Genomic DNA, 14791 nt, shown 5'->3' with positions numbered 1-14791 from the left:
GTTGCCGGGGAATGTATAATCCCGGCTATGCTTTTTTCCCCACAGGGACGACGATGCGAATTCTTCATACTTCAGACTGGCACTTAGGCCAGAATTTTTACAGTAAAAGCCGTGCCGCAGAACACGATGCGTTTCTGAACTGGCTACTGGAGACCGCGCAACGCGAACAGGTAGACGCCATTATTGTGGCAGGCGATATCTTTGATACCGGCTCGCCGCCAAGCTATGCGCGCGAACTCTACAACCGCTTTGTGGTGAATCTGCAACAAACCGGCTGTCATCTGGTGGTGCTTGCCGGCAATCATGACTCCGTCGCCACGCTGAATGAATCGCGCGATATTCTGTCGTTCCTGAATACTACGGTGATTGCCAGCGCCGGGCATGAACCTTTTATTCTGAATCGCCGCGACGGCACGCCTGGTGCTGTTTTCTGCCCGGTGCCGTTTCTGCGCCCGCGCGATATCGTCGTCAGCCAGGCCGGGCTTTCCGGTGCGGAAAAACAGCAGCATTTACTGGAAACCATTACTGACTACTATCAGAAACAATACCAGCAGGCCTGTACGCTGCGCGGCGATCGCCCGCTGCCGGTTATCGCCAGCGGCCACCTGACCACCGTCGGTGCCAGCAAAAGTGATGCCGTGCGTGACATCTATATTGGCACACTGGATGCCTTTCCGGCGCAAAACTTCCCGCCCGCCGATTACATCGCCCTCGGGCATATTCATCGCGCGCAGAAAATTGGCGGCAGCGAGCATATTCGCTACAGCGGCTCGCCTATCCCGCTCAGCTTCGATGAAACGGGGAAAAGTAAGAGCGTTAACCAGGTGACCTTTGTCGACGGTAAGCTCCAGGACGTCACGCCACTCGATGTCCCGGCCACGCAACCACTGGCGGTTATTAAGGGCGACTTTGACAGCATCAGCAGCCAGTTGGCGCAGTATCGCGATGCCCCGTCAGAGCCCCCGGTCTGGCTGGATATCGAAATCACCAGCGATGAGTATCTGCATGATATTCAGCGTAAAATTCAGGTCATCACCGATGATTTACCCGTTGATGTGCTGCTGGTCCGGCGCAGCCGCGAACAGCGTCAGCACATTCTGGACAACAGCCTGCGTGAAACCCTGAGCGAACTGGAAGTTGAAGAGGTTTTCCAGCGTCGGCTGGCGCTGGAAACGTTGGAAGAACCCCAGCAGGCGCGCCTGAAGGCGTTATTTGATCTCACCGTTCACTCGCTTGATGAGGAGCCGCAGCCATGAAAATCCTCAGCCTGCGCCTGAAGAACCTTAACTCGCTGAAAGGCGAGTGGAAAATCGATTTCACCGCCGAACCGTTTGCCAGCAACGGCCTGTTTGCCATCACCGGGCCGACAGGCGCGGGGAAAACCACCCTGCTGGACGCCATCTGTCTCGCGCTGTATCACGAAACGCCGCGCCTCAACACGGTATCGCAATCGCAAAACGATCTGATGACCCGCGACACCGCCGAGTGTCTGGCGGAAGTTGAGTTTGAAGTACAGGGCGTGGCCTATCGTGCATTCTGGAGCCAGAACCGCGCGCGCAATCAGCCTGACGGCAACCTACAGGCGCCGCGCGTTGAGCTGGCGCGTCGCGATGACGGTAAAATTCTGGCCGATAAAGTCAAAGATAAGCTCGAACTTATCGCGTCGCTGAGCGGGCTGGATTACGGTCGCTTTACCCGTTCGATGTTGCTTTCGCAGGGGCAGTTCGCCGCGTTCCTTAATGCGCGCCCCAAAGAACGCGCCGAGCTGCTGGAAGAACTCACCGGCACGGAAATTTATGGGCGAATTTCTGCACAAGTATTTGAAAAACATAAGCAGGCGCGGACCGAGCTGGAAAAGCTTCAGGCGCAATCCTCCGGAATGGTGCTGCTAAGTGAAGAACAGCAACAGTCACTGCTGGGAAGTTTGCAGGCGCTTACTCTCGAAGAAAAAGTCGCACTGGAGCAGCAGACGGTCGCCCAACATCAGCAACAGTGGTTGCTGCGCCAGAGGGAACTGACGCGCGAAACGCATACCGCCCGGGAAGCGCTCACCGCCGCAGATCAGGCCCTGGCAGCAGCGCAGCCCCAGCTGGAAACGTTACGCCGCGCCCAACCGGCGGAGCTGCTGCGCCCGCGCTGGGCGCACCTCCAGGAGCAGGCAATCACGCTTGCCAGAACCCAGCAGCAAACGCTGCAAGTAAATGCTCGCTTACATGAAGCAACCACCCGCCGTAACCGCATCCGCGCCACGGCTATCGAACAGATGCGCGGGTTGCAGCAGACGCAAACTCAGCTTAACCAGTGGCTTGAGGAGCACGATCGTTTCAAACACTGGGGCAGCGAACTCACCGGCTGGCGCGCTGCGTTTGCGTTACAGGCGCGTGAAAGCACCCAGTTGCAGAACAACCAGCAGCGCCTGAGTACGCTGGAAAAACAGCTAGCCCAGTTACCGGCCTCCACGCTGACGCTGAATCTGGCCGAAGCCACCAACGCCATTAACGCGCACAGCGCCGCGCGCCCGTTGCGCCAACAGCTCACTACGCTGCATGCACGGTTCCTGCCGCTGCAAAAACGGCGTCAGCAGTTGATAGAAGCACAGAGCAACCGCCGCCAGCAGCTGGAAAAACTGACCGCTGAGCTGACCGATCGCCGCCAGCGCTACAAAGAGCAAAACCAGCAACTGAACGACGTCCGCGCGCTGTGCGACATGGAAGCAACCATTGTCAGTCTGCAAGCCGAACGCGCCAGGCTGCAACCCGGTTGCGCCTGCCCGCTGTGCGGTGCGACCGAGCATCCGGCGATTGCGGAATACCAGGCGCTGACGCCAGGCGTAAATCAGGCGCGTCGCGATGTACTGGAGCGCGACGTCAAACGGCTGGCGGAAGAAGGTGCAACCCTGCGCGGCCAGCAGGATGCCCTGCAAAAGCAACAGCAGGTTGAAGAAAGTGAGCTGGAGTCTCTTTCTCAGCAGGAGCAAGCGCTTACCTCTCAATGGCAGGAGGTGACGGCCGCGTTAGGCGTGACGCTACGCGCCGAGGAAGCGATTAGTGAGTGGCTTGCCGCACAGGAAGAGTACGAACAGCAGCTTTATCAGCACAGTCAGCGGCTGAATTTGCAACAGCAGGTAACCGACCTCCAGCAGCAGATTGCGCAGGCACAGAACGAACTCACCCAGCGCCGCGAGGCGTTGCAGGCTCAACTGGCGACGCTTTCGCTCACCGCACCGCTTGCCGGGGAAGAGAACGCCTGGCTGGCGGCGCGCGAAGAGGAAAACCGGCTCTGGCAAAGCCAGCAGACACAGCACGGTGAAACGCAGCATAAACTCGCCCAGCTTCAGCCGTTGCTGGACACGCTGCCTGCATGTGAAATCGAAGAGACAACGCCTGTTTCGCTGGAAGGATGGCAGCAGATCCACAACGATTGCATCTCGCTCGCCAGCCAGTGGCAAACCTTGTCGCAGCAGGAAGCGCTGGAAAAAGAGCGTCTGGATCAGGCCGAGCGCGAGTTCGACCAGGCGTTGGCGGAATCACAATTCAGTGACCGCGCGGCGTTTCAGGCCGCATTGCTGGAACAGCCTGAGCGCGAGCGCCTGGAGCAACTTAAACAGTCGCTGGAGAGCAAGCTTCAGCAGTGCCGCACGCTGGATACTCAGGCACAAGATGCGCTGCAACGTCATCAGGCCCAACGCCCGGCAACGCTTAGCGATGATGTCTCACTTGAACAGGTGCAAACCCAACTGGCGCTGATGGCCCAGCAGTTGCGGGAAAACAGCGCGCGTCAGGGAGAACTTCGCCAGCAGTTGAAACAGGATGAAGAGAATCGCCGCCAACAACAAAACCTGCTGCTGGAGATTGAAAAAACCAGCGCGCAGGTAGAAGACTGGGCGCACCTGAATGCGTTGATTGGCTCCAAAGAGGGCGATAAATTCCGCAAATTTGCCCAGGGGCTGACGCTGGATAACCTGGTGTGGCTGGCGAATGACCAGCTTAGCCGCCTGCACGGGCGCTATCTGCTGCAACGTAAAGCCAGCGAAGCGCTGGAACTGGAAGTGGTCGATACCTGGCAGGCGGACGCGGTACGCGACACGCGAACCCTATCCGGCGGCGAAAGTTTCCTCGTCAGCCTGGCGCTGGCGCTGGCACTTTCTGACCTGGTAAGCCACAAAACGCGCATCGATTCGCTGTTCCTTGACGAAGGCTTTGGCACGCTGGACAGCGAAACCCTCGACACGGCGCTGGACGCACTGGATGCGCTCAACGCCAGCGGCAAAATCATCGGCGTGATTAGCCACGTTGAGGCGATGAAAGAGCGCATTCCGGTGCAGATAAAAGTGAAGAAAATTAACGGGCTCGGGTATAGCAGGCTGGATAAGGTGTTTGCGGTGGAGTGAAATGGAAATGTGGGGAAATGTGCGCGCTGATGCCCTCACCCCGGCCCTCTCCCACAGGGAGAGGGAGAACACCACATCGCGCACAATCGGTCCCCTCTCCCTTGAGGGAGAGGGCCAGGGTGAGGGGGAAATAGCCGCACAATTCCCCCGAACGCGTCCCCTACAACGGCCACAACCACGCCGCGCCGCGCACGCCGCTGGAATCACCGTGCACCGCTTTGCGAATCGGCGTTTCGCACTCGCGGCCAAACACCCACGGTTTCACTAACTCCGGCACTGTTTTATACAGGCGATCAACGTTACTCATCCCGCCCCCCAGCACAATCACGTCCGGATCGAGAATATTCACCACGTTCGCCAGCGATTTCGCCAGACGCTGCTCATAACGGCTGAACGCCTGTTCCGCCAGCGCATCACCCTGTTCCACCAGTTGCATAATCTCGCGCCCTTTCAGCGGTTTACCACTAAGCCGATGATAATCCGTCGCAAAGCCGGTGCCGGAAATAAAGGTCTCAATACAGCCCTGTTTCCCGCAGTAGCACGGCACTTCCGCACGATAGCGCAGCTCGTCATCGTCCATCCACGGCAGCGAATTATGTCCCCACTCGCCCGCCGTGCCGTTACCGCCAATGTGCGAACGCCCGTTAATCGCCACGCCTGCCCCGCAACCGGTGCCAATAATTACCGCAAACACCGTTTGTGCCCCCGCCGCCGCGCCGTCAATGGCTTCGGACACCGCAAGGCAGTTGGCATCGTTCGCCAGACGCACTTCCCGGCTAAGACGCTCGCTGAGATCATTATCAAACGGCTGCCCGTTCAGCCACGTGGAGTTAGCGTTTTTCACCACCCCGGTGTAGGGCGAAATCGAGCCAGGAATACCTATTCCAACCGTTCCCGTTTGCCCGGTCGCCTCTTCGGCCATTGCCACCAAATGAGCAATGTTTTCAATCGTTTCACGATAGTCGCGCGGCGTCGGTAAGCGATGCCTGAACAGCTGCTCTCCCTTGTCGCTTAGCGCGATGACTTCCGTTTTTGTACCGCCCAGATCAATCCCAATACGCACAGAACGCTCCTTCTGAAATTCCCCGATTAACAATGCAAGCATAGAGACAATTCGTTATCATGCCCGCTGAATTTAACGATAAAGCCGTGGGAAATATCATGCTGTGGTTCAAAAATTTAATGGTTTATCGTCTCAGCCGCGACATTTCTTTGCGCGCCGAAGAGATGGAAAAACAGCTCGCTGAATGGACTTTCACCCCGTGCGGAAGCCAGGATATGGCGAAAACCGGTTGGGTTCCGCCGATGGGCTCGTCGCAAAGCGACGCGTTGACCCACACGGCCAACGGTCAGATTATTATTTGCGCCCGTAAAGAAGAGAAGATCCTGCCGTCTCCGGTGGTGAAGCAGGCGCTGGAAGCGAAGATCCACAAGCTGGAAGCCGATCAGGGTCGTAAGCTGAAAAAAACCGAGAAAGATTCGCTGAAAGACGAAGTGCTGCACTCTCTGCTGCCGCGCGCCTTCAGCCGCTTCAGCCAGACGATGATGTGGATCGACACCGTGAATGATCTGATTATGGTTGACTGCGCCAGCGCTAAAAAAGCGGAAGACACCCTCGCCCTGCTGCGTAAAAGCCTGGGTTCACTGCCGGTTGTCCCGCTGACGATGGAAAACCCAATCGAACTGACGCTGACCGAATGGGTGCGTTCCGGTTCGGCTGCGCAAAGCTTCCAGATCCTCGACGAAGCAGAACTGAAAGCGATCCTCGAAGATGGCGGCGTGATCCGCGCGAAGAAACAGGATCTGGTTTGTGATGAAATTGCGGTGCATATCGAAGCCGGTAAGCTGGTGACCAAACTGGCGCTCGACTGGCAGCAGCGCATTCAGTTTGTGATGTGCGACGACGGTTCAATTAAGCGTCTGAAGTTCAGCGATGAACTGCGAGACCAGAACGAAGATATCGACAGAGAAGACTACGCCGCGCGTTTTGACGCTGACTTTATCCTGATGACCGGGGAACTGGCTGCTCTGATTAAGAGCCTGGTGGAAGGGCTTGGCGGGGAAGCGCAGCGTTAATGCTTTACATCTCCTTCCTGCCACAGCAGGAAGGAGACACACTTACAGATAACGACAAAGATAAGACGTCGGTTCCGCCACTTCCAGATGGAACTCGCTGTTGCCGGGCACGTTGAACACTTCACCAGCGGTATACACTTGCCACTCGGTTGCACCCGGTAGCAACACATTCAGCGCACCACTGACTACCGTCATCTCTTCCGGCTGCGCGGTGCCGAAGGTGTACTCGCCTTCCGCCATCACGCCGACGCTCGCGCGCCCGGTGCTGCTGCTGGTAAATCCAATCGATTTCACTTTTCCGTCGAAGTATTCATTGCTTTGAAGCATAAACAGGCCCTTATTGTCTTGTGTTTAATCACTCAATATAGGGGTGCGAACAGAAGCCTGTCACGCGAATTTATATTGTTAAACTAATAATTCTGCCGCCAGCCTGGCGACCAGCACATTTGACAGTAAAACAGGGACATCCAGCGCTTTTTGTAACAAATCACGGTGATGCTGATGGAAGCCTAAACAGTCCAGCACCAGTACATCCGCGCCCTGCTCGATGAGTTTTCCCCCGGCGGTCACCAGTTCAAGATCGGTGCCGTGAATCGGGTTTGCCAGTTCGTAATAGGGTTCAGAGGGCAGAACCTGCCACTTCTCCTGTTGCGCGCGAAGGATCTCCTCAATGGGCACGATCACGCCAACCTGATGGCCTTCAACAATAGACGCCACTAATGGCGGAATAATCCGCTGGGGCTCGATCAGCATCGCATTACGCGCCACCAGATGTTGCAGTTTAAAGGTATTCATCAACAGAATGACGTCATACTGTTGATTATCCAGCACTTCAATGATGGCTTGAAGGTCGCGTTCAATTTTAGAACGGGAGACTTCAGCCAGTTGATTATCGTTAAGCAACGCCAGGATTGTCTCCTCTCCCGGTTGCGCCCCATACTCCTTCATAACCTCCTCACGACTCAGATTCCCTAACAAACTCTTATGGGTAATCTGATCTTCCCTGATGTGCTCAGTGAGTAGTGGCAACACTTCTTTGACGGGTACAACCCCTACCGTCAGAATCGCCAACGTCGTATTCATGTTATGTACCTTCTTTACAACCACTGCCTGCACACGGCTCTTTTTACCACTTAGCCACCTGGATGGATGAAAAAATACCGTTCAGAAGCGTAGCAGCTCATTTACCAGGCGGAATGTAAAGGTTCCGGATGATTCCGGCACGCTCCTGATATAACTTAACTTTAACCTTTTAATAACAGTTGCGATAAGTAAAAAGTGTGATTAAGGCCCGATATAACCACTTTAATTATAGGGCCTTATTGCGAGGAGTTAGCTTTTGGAAGGGTCTTCATAGCGCTGTTTGGCGTCAAGCGCGTCCTGCTTCGTGGTGTGCTCGCTAATCAGCGTATCGGGTGTGGGGTGGTCTGCGCGTAATTGATACCAGGTGACCGTCTGGCCGGGCTGTCCTTTCTCAACAACTTCAATACGCGCTTCGCGTGGATACGGGGGGTTCGTTGGCATCCGCTCTTCCTTTTTTTGCTAGTCAGAGCGTTAAGTATAGGCAATAGCGGGATCAGGACGCGCGGGCAAGACGCAGTTCGGTCAGTATTTGAGCGACAACATCGTCCGGGCAGGCCGATGCATCAACAATATGGTGCGCCGTCTGACGATAGAGAGCATCGCGCTGCGCCAGGATATCAGCCACTTCTTCAGTGATCGGTTTCCCCGTTAACGTTGGGCGCTGCGATGCTTCCGGGAAGGCTTCAAGGCGGCCCGCCAGGACGGAAACCGGCGCATTGAGGTAAATCACCACGCCATTCTGACGCATAAAGTCGCGATTCACTTCAGCCAGAATGATGCCCCCTCCCGTCGCCACGACCGTTCCCGGTTGGGTGACGGACTGCAGCGTTTGCGTCTCGCGGGCACGAAAACCGGCCCAGCCTTCTCGCACCACAATATCGGCGACTGTCATGCCGGCACGCTGTTGCAATACTTGATCGGTATCCACAAAGTGAAAATCACAGGCATGGGTAAGCCGTTGACCTATAGTTGTTTTTCCACAACCACGCGCGCCAATCAAAAAAATAGGCTGAGTCATGACCTGGCGTTCTCCCTGGAACGATGAAGATGCGGGACACATATCTGAATTAAGAATGATATCACCAAACTAGTACACAAGTAAGTGTAAATATAGAGTTACAGAACTATCCAGACTCTGTAAGACAAGCACAAATATGCCTGAAAACAGTACGTGTAAAAGCGTAAAGAAAAAGTGTCACATATTGTTTAGATAAATGTACACGAAAGCAGGCTTCGTTGACAAGCGAGCAGACGGTGCAAACGGTAACACATTTTTGTGACGAAATTCACATTAAGGATGTTTTGCCGCCAGCAGCCATTTATCCAGTTCCGCCGCAAACTGTTGTCTGTCGCGCTGGCTCAACGTGCTCGGGCCGCCGGTTTGCACGCCGCTTGCGCGCATGGTGTCCATAAAATCACGCATGGTTAAACGCTCGCGAATCGTCGCGTGACTGTAACGCTCGCCGCGCGGGTTTAACGCCGCCGCGCCCTTTTCCAACACTTCCGCCGCCAGCGGAATATCGGCAGTGATCACCAGATCGCCAGGTTCACACAAGCGCACTATTTCGTTATCGGCAACGTCAAAACCTTTTGGCACCACCATCGCCCGAATAAAACGTGATGGGGGCACGCGCAGATACTGGTTTGCCACCAGCGTCACCTGCGTTTGTGTACGATCCGCCGCGCGAAACAGTACCTCTTTGATGACGTTCGGACAGGCGTCCGCATCAACCCAAATTGTCATTACCTCTCCTGAATTTGGCAAAACGGTACGTAATGATGACATGCCCGGCGCGTGCTGTCGCGAAATGTTCAGGTTACTCGTCGCGACAAATCGCCTATAAAGGTACACTAATAAAAAAACACACAATGGGAGACATCATGGACAAGAAGATTGGCTTCATCGGCTGCGGGAATATGGGTAAAGCAATTCTTGGCGGCCTGATTGCCAGCGGTCAGGTGCTGCCGGGCCAGATTTGGGTCTATACCCCATCGCCGGATAAAGTGGCCGCCCTGCACGATCAGTTCGGTATTAACGCAGCCGAAAGCGCGCAGGAAGTCGCCCAGGTGGCGGACATCGTCTTCGGTGCCGTGAAGCCAGGCATCATGATTAAAGTGCTGAGCGAAGTCGCTTCCAGCTTTAATAAAGATTCTTTGGTGGTCTCTATTGCCGCAGGCATCACGCTCGATCAGCTGGCGCGCGCGCTGGGCCACGATCGTAAAATCGTCCGTGCGATGCCAAATACGCCGTCGCTGGTGAACGCAGGAATGACCTCCGTTACGCCAAACGCGCTGGTCACACCGGAAGATACCGCCGATGTGCTGAATATTTTCCGCTGCTTTGGTGAAGCCGAAATTATCGCCGAGCAGATGATTCACCCGGTCGTCGGCGTCAGCGGTTCCGCACCGGCGTATGTGTTCATGTTTATCGAAGCGATGGCCGATGCGGCCGTTGTGGGCGGGATGCCGCGCGCGCAGGCCTATAAATTTGCCGCACAGGCGGTGATGGGTTCAGCGAAAATGGTGCTGGAGACGGGTAAACATCCGGGCGAACTGAAAGATATGGTTTGCTCACCGGGCGGCACGACTATTGAAGCCGTTCGCGTACTGGAAGAAAAAGGATTCCGCTCTGCCGTCATCGAAGCCATGGCAGCCTGCATGGAAAAATCAGAGAAAATGAGTAAAGCCTGATCCTCTGAATAAAAACGCCCGGCTAAAATCTGCCGGGCGTTTTTCTTGCCATAAAATAGTTTGCGTTAAGCGGATTTTTTCAGACAGGCGCTCATAAATTTCTTACGGTCGTCGCCTTTTAATGACTGCTCGGTCGCTTTCGCATTACATTCACGCATTTTCTGCTGCTGAGGCGTCACGCCTTTCTCTTTCGCTGCATCCTGCCCTTTCAGGCACGCGCTCATGTAGGTTTTGCGCTCATCACCTTTGATCGTTTTCGCCGTTGCCTGCGCATTACAGTCGCGCATGCGCTGCTGCTGCGGCGTTAATGTTTGATCTGCCGCGCCTGCGGTAGAAACAAAACAGAGACCAAAAACAAAAGCACCCAGTATTGCGAGTTTCATTGCACCATCCTTATATAAGACAATCCTTACAATTCTGAACGCTGGCGGAAATAAAACAAGCCGACGGCGCTATTTAGCCGTCGGGAATACTGGAAATATTACAGGCCAAGCGCGGACTTCATGGTGTAGTAAAGATCGGTCTGGTCGGTCAGGCCAACGACGTTCGCCGCATGTGGGCCGTACGCGGCAATGCGTACCTGAGTGCCGGTATGTTCCATAGATTCCTCTTCCGAGTTACCGTAGCTCATCACCATGACCGCGCCGTCTTTGGTGTTTAACGCCTGGGTCAGGCCTGGCGCTTTGGTATCCGGCGCAACAATCTGACTGGCGTGGGCGTGGTCAGCGGTGACAATCACCAGTGTGTTACCGTCTTTCTGTGCGAACGCCAGCGCTTTTTGTACGGCCTCATCCAGATCGACCGTTTCACCAATTTGCCCGCACGGATTCGCCGCGTGATCCTGTTTGTCGATCGACGCGCCTTCCACCTGGAGGAAGAAACCTTTTTCGTTGCTACTCAGCAGCGTAATGGCCTTGTCAGTCATCTGCGCCAGCGTCGGCACGCTGTCGTCACGTTTCGGGTTCGGCGTACAGGTTACGACCGGTTTATCAATGTTGCCGTGATAGGATGCTTTTGGCCCTTCCCAGCGCACCGGCATGTTGCCGTCAGAGAACAGCCCCAGCAGCGGTTTGTCCTGATTCGCCACGGTTATGCTCGCCAGCCCGCTGGCATCGCTTATCAGCTGATAACCACGCGCCTGTGCCTGCTCGCGCAGAGTTTTGCCCTGCCATTCGCCAGCGGTAGCGGTCTCAGCAAAGGTTTTCGCGCCACCGCCTAAAGTGACGTCAGCACGCGCGTTCAGCAACTGCTCGGTAATGGAGCCTTTGCCGCCTTTTTCCAGCGCGTTAGTCGGGCATTTTTCCGTGGTCACGCTCGGGCCGTAGCATTTACGCGACGTCACGTGAGAAATCTGTGCTGCTGGAGTCGCGTCCTGCAATTCCGCGGTAGAGACGTTGCCGGTTGCAAGGCCCGCCGATTTTGCCAGCTCAAGCAGCGTTTGATGTGGCTGCTCATGGATGTCCACGCCCAGCGCGCCGTTATAGGTTTTCACGCCGGTGCTCCATGCGGTGGCAGAGGCGGCGGAATCAGTGACGTAGTCCGGTTTACCGGTTTTCTTATCCAGCGCGTAGTGGGTGTACTGGCCGGTCAGCGGCAGCGCATCAATGCCTTTAAAGAAGCCGCCCGCGCCCAGCGCGTAGTTGCGCGCAGCGGTAATTTCGGAATCCCCCATGCCATCGCCAATCAGCAAAATAATGTTTTTCGCCGGTTTATCAATAATCGACGCGCGCAGCGCCGCAGACTGGTCGCCACTCAGGCGACGTGCGCCACCGGGTGCGGTGATATCACCCTGCGCCGCACGACTATCAAGCGCGGGTGCAGTCGTGGTTTCTGCGTGAATAACAGGGGTTCCCAGCAAAGGTAATAAAGCGGCAAAGAGTGCGCTGTATTTCATTATTCTCATCTCCATGAAAACGCTAAATAAATAAAATCGAAGCGACTGTATAAAAGTGAGATGACAGTGAGATGACACTATTTTTACATTTTTATCATGCTTGCGATTTCCAGGGACATGAGGAGAAAAACGTGAGCCGTGATGGAAAATGAAAGATATCTTTATCAACAATAAAATAAATCGTACCGCTTAGGCTGTCATCAAAACGAAATAAACATTCAGGATCACACTTTCTGGAAATAATCCTATGCGCGTCACACTTTCCCGCCTTTCACGCCCACTTGCCGCTATACGGTATCGCGCCGCACTATATAAAACGATGTTTTACTTTAATGCAGAACAGGAGTCTTATTATGCGATACCGTACCAAAGCACTGAGCCTGGCTATGTTATTTTCACTTTCACACACTGCCGTCGCGGAAGAACTTAACGTGTGGATTCGTGCCAGCAATGATTCGAAAGTCATTTATCAAAAACTGGCGGATAGTTTCGAACAACAGACCGGCATTTCAATTAAATATTTCAATGCAGTAACTGATTTCGACCAACGATTGGCGCGCGCGGCAACCGGAAATGCATTACCGGACGTCGTATTTAACGATGCCATTATTGTTGGGCAAATGGTGCAACTGGGAATAGTCGATGAAATCGACCCGAAAAAACTGAAACACGGCGCAGATGTTTACGAGGCAGCCTGGAAATCAACGCAGCTGCCTGATGGTAAATTTTACGGCGTCCCCACCTCAGCACATACCTATGCCCTGTTTATCCGCCAGGACTGGTTGGATAAACTCGGTATGAAAGCCCCGACCACCTGGGATGAGCTGAAAAAAGTCGCGCACGCGTTTACTTTCAACGACCCCGATGGCAACGGGAAAAACGACACCTACGGCTTTGTGATGCCGCTCGCCACCACGCGCGGCTACGCCAGTTCGTTCTCCTCTTCTTACCTCTGGCAGGCGGGCGGCAATTATCTGGTGGCGACTCAGCCCGGTAAATTTAAAGCCGCGCTCGACAGTAAAGAGGCCGTCACGGCGATGACATTTATGCGCAGCATGGTTTGTGAAGGCCTATCGCAACCGGGCGCAATCAATCAGACCACCGCCGACGCCAATACGTCCTATCGTTCCGGTCAGAGCGGAATGTACTCCTCTGGCCCGTATCACATCGCCCTGTTTGATAAAGATCCGGGCAAAGCGGCTTACACAGTAGTGCCCCCGCCAGCCGGGCCGGGTGGTACGACATCAATGGCGGAAGGTACCACCGCATTCCTGATGAAAACCAGCCAGCACAAAGCGGCAGCAATGAAGTTTCTCGAATTTATGATCTCACCCGAGGGGCAGGAAATTGGCATGGCGGTGCAAAGTAGCTCCATGCCGGTCGTCAGACTGCCGGTGAATAAGAAGCTGGCGATCGCGGATTATCATCCCGATCCGAAATGGGCAGTATTCGCGGAAACCTATGCGAAGGATGGACGCTATATGCCGCAAATTCCGAACTGGATCCCGGTGCGCCAGATAACGGCAGATGGATTTAACAAAATTTACGCCGACTGTAATAGCGATATTTCGGGATTATTGAAGGAGATTAACGGCAAGGTCAATGAGGAACTGAAGCGCCAGAATGCGTGGGCGGAATAGCGGTTTTACCGGCGGCGGAGGTTATCACAGCGTATCGCCGTAATAAATCTGATAGCCCACATTCACGCTTTCCGGCACATCTTTGCCCGCCAGTCGTTTGAGTAGCAATTCGCTGGCCACCTGGCCAATCTCGAAGCGCGGCGTAACCACACTGGCGACTTTTTGCAGGCGCGCGCGCCCTATTTCCAGCCCATGGAAACCGGCGATCGCCAGCTCGCCCGGCACGCTGATATTCTGCGCCTGGCACTCCAGCAGCACGCCGACCGCCAGGTCATCATTGGTGCAGAATACCGCGTCAATATCCGGGCGCTGCTGGCGCATTTGCTGAAACATTTGACGCCCCAGTGAAACCGAAGAGATGGTTTTCGGCGCCAGGTGGTAGGGCTCCAGGCCGTGCGCCGCCAGCGCATTTTGCGTGCCGCGATATCGACTGAGATCGCGCGGGTCATCCATTGAGCCAAAGAAGGCGATCTGTCGCTTGCCGCTGTCGAGAAACGCGGTGGTCATCTCCCAGGCGGCTTTTTCATTATCAAAGCCGACCTGAATATCGAGCGGTTGCCCGGAAACGTCCATTAACTCCGCCACCGGAATACCGCTGGCGCGCAGGTACTGCACCATTCTGTCCGTATGCTGGCGGCCCGTGAGGATCAGGCCATCGATGTTATACGAAAGCAGATTCAGCACTTCCCGCTCTTCACGACAAGGGTCGTATTCGTAGTTGGCGATCAGCGTTTGGTATTGATGCGCAGAGGTCACGGACTCGATCCCCGCCAGCACATCGGCGAAGATCTGATTACGGAACGAAGGGATCAAAACGCCGATCGTTTTACTGCGCGCATTGAGCAAAATTTCCGGCGCGCGATTGGGAATGTAGTTGTTCTCTTCCATGATTTTCGAAATCAATTCACGGCTACGCGCAGACACCTGATTAGGGTCGCGCAGATAACGGCTGACCGTCATCTTATTTAGCCCCGCGAGGTTAGCGATATCCTGCAATGTCATCCGATTGTTTTTCAT

At 55.0% G+C, this 14791-nt stretch carries 14 protein-coding genes; 5 read left to right on the top strand and 9 right to left on the bottom strand.

Features of this window, described 5'->3' with window-relative positions; genetic code table 11:
* Nucleotides 1-53: 53 nt before the first annotated feature.
* The gene (gene sbcD / locus ACWWFX_RS09695; protein WP_473223697.1) at nucleotides 54-1256 is read left to right on the top strand and encodes an exonuclease subunit SbcD; all 1203 of its coding nucleotides are present in this window, start codon (nucleotides 54-56) and stop codon (nucleotides 1254-1256) included.
* On the top strand, nucleotides 1253-4390 hold the full coding sequence (gene sbcC / locus ACWWFX_RS09690; RefSeq protein ID WP_473223696.1) for an exonuclease subunit SbcC: 3138 nt from the start codon (nucleotides 1253-1255) through the stop codon (nucleotides 4388-4390). Before sbcD ends, sbcC begins: the two co-directional genes overlap by 4 nt.
* A gap of 160 nt (nucleotides 4391-4550) precedes the next feature.
* On the opposite strand, the gene mak is transcribed toward sbcC, so the two are convergent.
* A complete protein-coding gene (gene mak / locus ACWWFX_RS09685; protein WP_473223695.1) occupies nucleotides 4551-5453 on the bottom strand; it encodes a fructokinase in 903 nt (300 codons plus the stop codon).
* 98 nt (nucleotides 5454-5551) lie between these two features.
* Between mak and rdgC the strand changes: the two genes are divergently transcribed.
* On the top strand, nucleotides 5552-6466 hold the full coding sequence (gene rdgC, locus ACWWFX_RS09680; RefSeq protein ID WP_015965633.1) for a recombination-associated protein RdgC: 915 nt from the start codon (nucleotides 5552-5554) through the stop codon (nucleotides 6464-6466).
* Nucleotides 6467-6508: 42 nt separating this feature from the next.
* On the opposite strand, the gene ppnP is transcribed toward rdgC, so the two are convergent.
* The 5 genes from ppnP to ACWWFX_RS09655 form a co-directional block, all read right to left on the bottom strand.
* On the bottom strand, nucleotides 6509-6793 hold the full coding sequence (ppnP, locus tag ACWWFX_RS09675) for a pyrimidine/purine nucleoside phosphorylase (protein WP_015965634.1): 285 nt from the start codon (nucleotides 6791-6793) through the stop codon (nucleotides 6509-6511).
* Nucleotides 6794-6871: 78 nt separating this feature from the next.
* Nucleotides 6872-7549, bottom strand: a complete 678-nt coding sequence (locus ACWWFX_RS09670) for an AroM family protein (protein WP_149462168.1) — start codon at nucleotides 7547-7549, stop codon at nucleotides 6872-6874.
* 249 nt (nucleotides 7550-7798) lie between these two features.
* Nucleotides 7799-7990 carry a YaiA family protein gene (locus ACWWFX_RS09665; protein ID WP_015965636.1) on the bottom strand — a complete coding sequence of 64 codons (192 nt, stop codon included), beginning with the start codon at nucleotides 7988-7990 and terminating at the stop codon, nucleotides 7799-7801.
* A 52-nt stretch (nucleotides 7991-8042) separates the two neighbouring features.
* Nucleotides 8043-8567: a shikimate kinase AroL gene (aroL, locus tag ACWWFX_RS09660; protein WP_276222619.1), complete on the bottom strand. Its 525-nt coding sequence runs from the start codon at nucleotides 8565-8567 to the stop codon at nucleotides 8043-8045.
* A 273-nt stretch (nucleotides 8568-8840) separates the two neighbouring features.
* The gene (locus ACWWFX_RS09655) at nucleotides 8841-9293 is read right to left on the bottom strand and encodes a YaiI/YqxD family protein (RefSeq protein WP_015965638.1); all 453 of its coding nucleotides are present in this window, start codon (nucleotides 9291-9293) and stop codon (nucleotides 8841-8843) included.
* A gap of 137 nt (nucleotides 9294-9430) precedes the next feature.
* Here ACWWFX_RS09655 and proC point away from each other — a divergent pair, with 137 nt between their 5' ends.
* Nucleotides 9431-10240 (top strand): pyrroline-5-carboxylate reductase, encoded by an 810-nt coding sequence (proC, locus tag ACWWFX_RS09650; RefSeq protein WP_015965639.1) that lies wholly within the window; start codon nucleotides 9431-9433, stop codon nucleotides 10238-10240.
* Nucleotides 10241-10305: 65 nt separating this feature from the next.
* Here proC and ACWWFX_RS09645 read toward each other — a convergent pair whose 3' ends face one another.
* Together ACWWFX_RS09645 and phoA are read right to left on the bottom strand one after the other, a co-directional pair.
* Entirely contained in the window at nucleotides 10306-10623 is a 318-nt protein-coding gene (locus ACWWFX_RS09645) for a PsiF family protein (protein ID WP_015965640.1), read from the bottom strand.
* 98 nt (nucleotides 10624-10721) lie between these two features.
* On the bottom strand, nucleotides 10722-12149 hold the full coding sequence (phoA, locus tag ACWWFX_RS09640; RefSeq protein WP_473223694.1) for an alkaline phosphatase: 1428 nt from the start codon (nucleotides 12147-12149) through the stop codon (nucleotides 10722-10724).
* A 317-nt stretch (nucleotides 12150-12466) separates the two neighbouring features.
* On the opposite strand from phoA, the gene ACWWFX_RS09635 reads away from it, so the two are divergent.
* Nucleotides 12467-13774 carry an ABC transporter substrate-binding protein gene (locus ACWWFX_RS09635; RefSeq protein ID WP_473223693.1) on the top strand — a complete coding sequence of 436 codons (1308 nt, stop codon included), beginning with the start codon at nucleotides 12467-12469 and terminating at the stop codon, nucleotides 13772-13774.
* Nucleotides 13775-13798: 24 nt separating this feature from the next.
* Here ACWWFX_RS09635 and idnR read toward each other — a convergent pair whose 3' ends face one another.
* The gene (gene idnR, locus ACWWFX_RS09630; protein WP_149462173.1) at nucleotides 13799-14791 is read right to left on the bottom strand and encodes a DNA-binding transcriptional regulator IdnR; all 993 of its coding nucleotides are present in this window, start codon (nucleotides 14789-14791) and stop codon (nucleotides 13799-13801) included.

It is taken from the genome of Pseudocitrobacter sp. 2023LY-00077, from assembly GCF_055796175.1.
The sequence above is the reverse complement of the archived record's forward strand: the minus strand, read 5'-3'. Positions and strand labels throughout refer to the sequence as shown.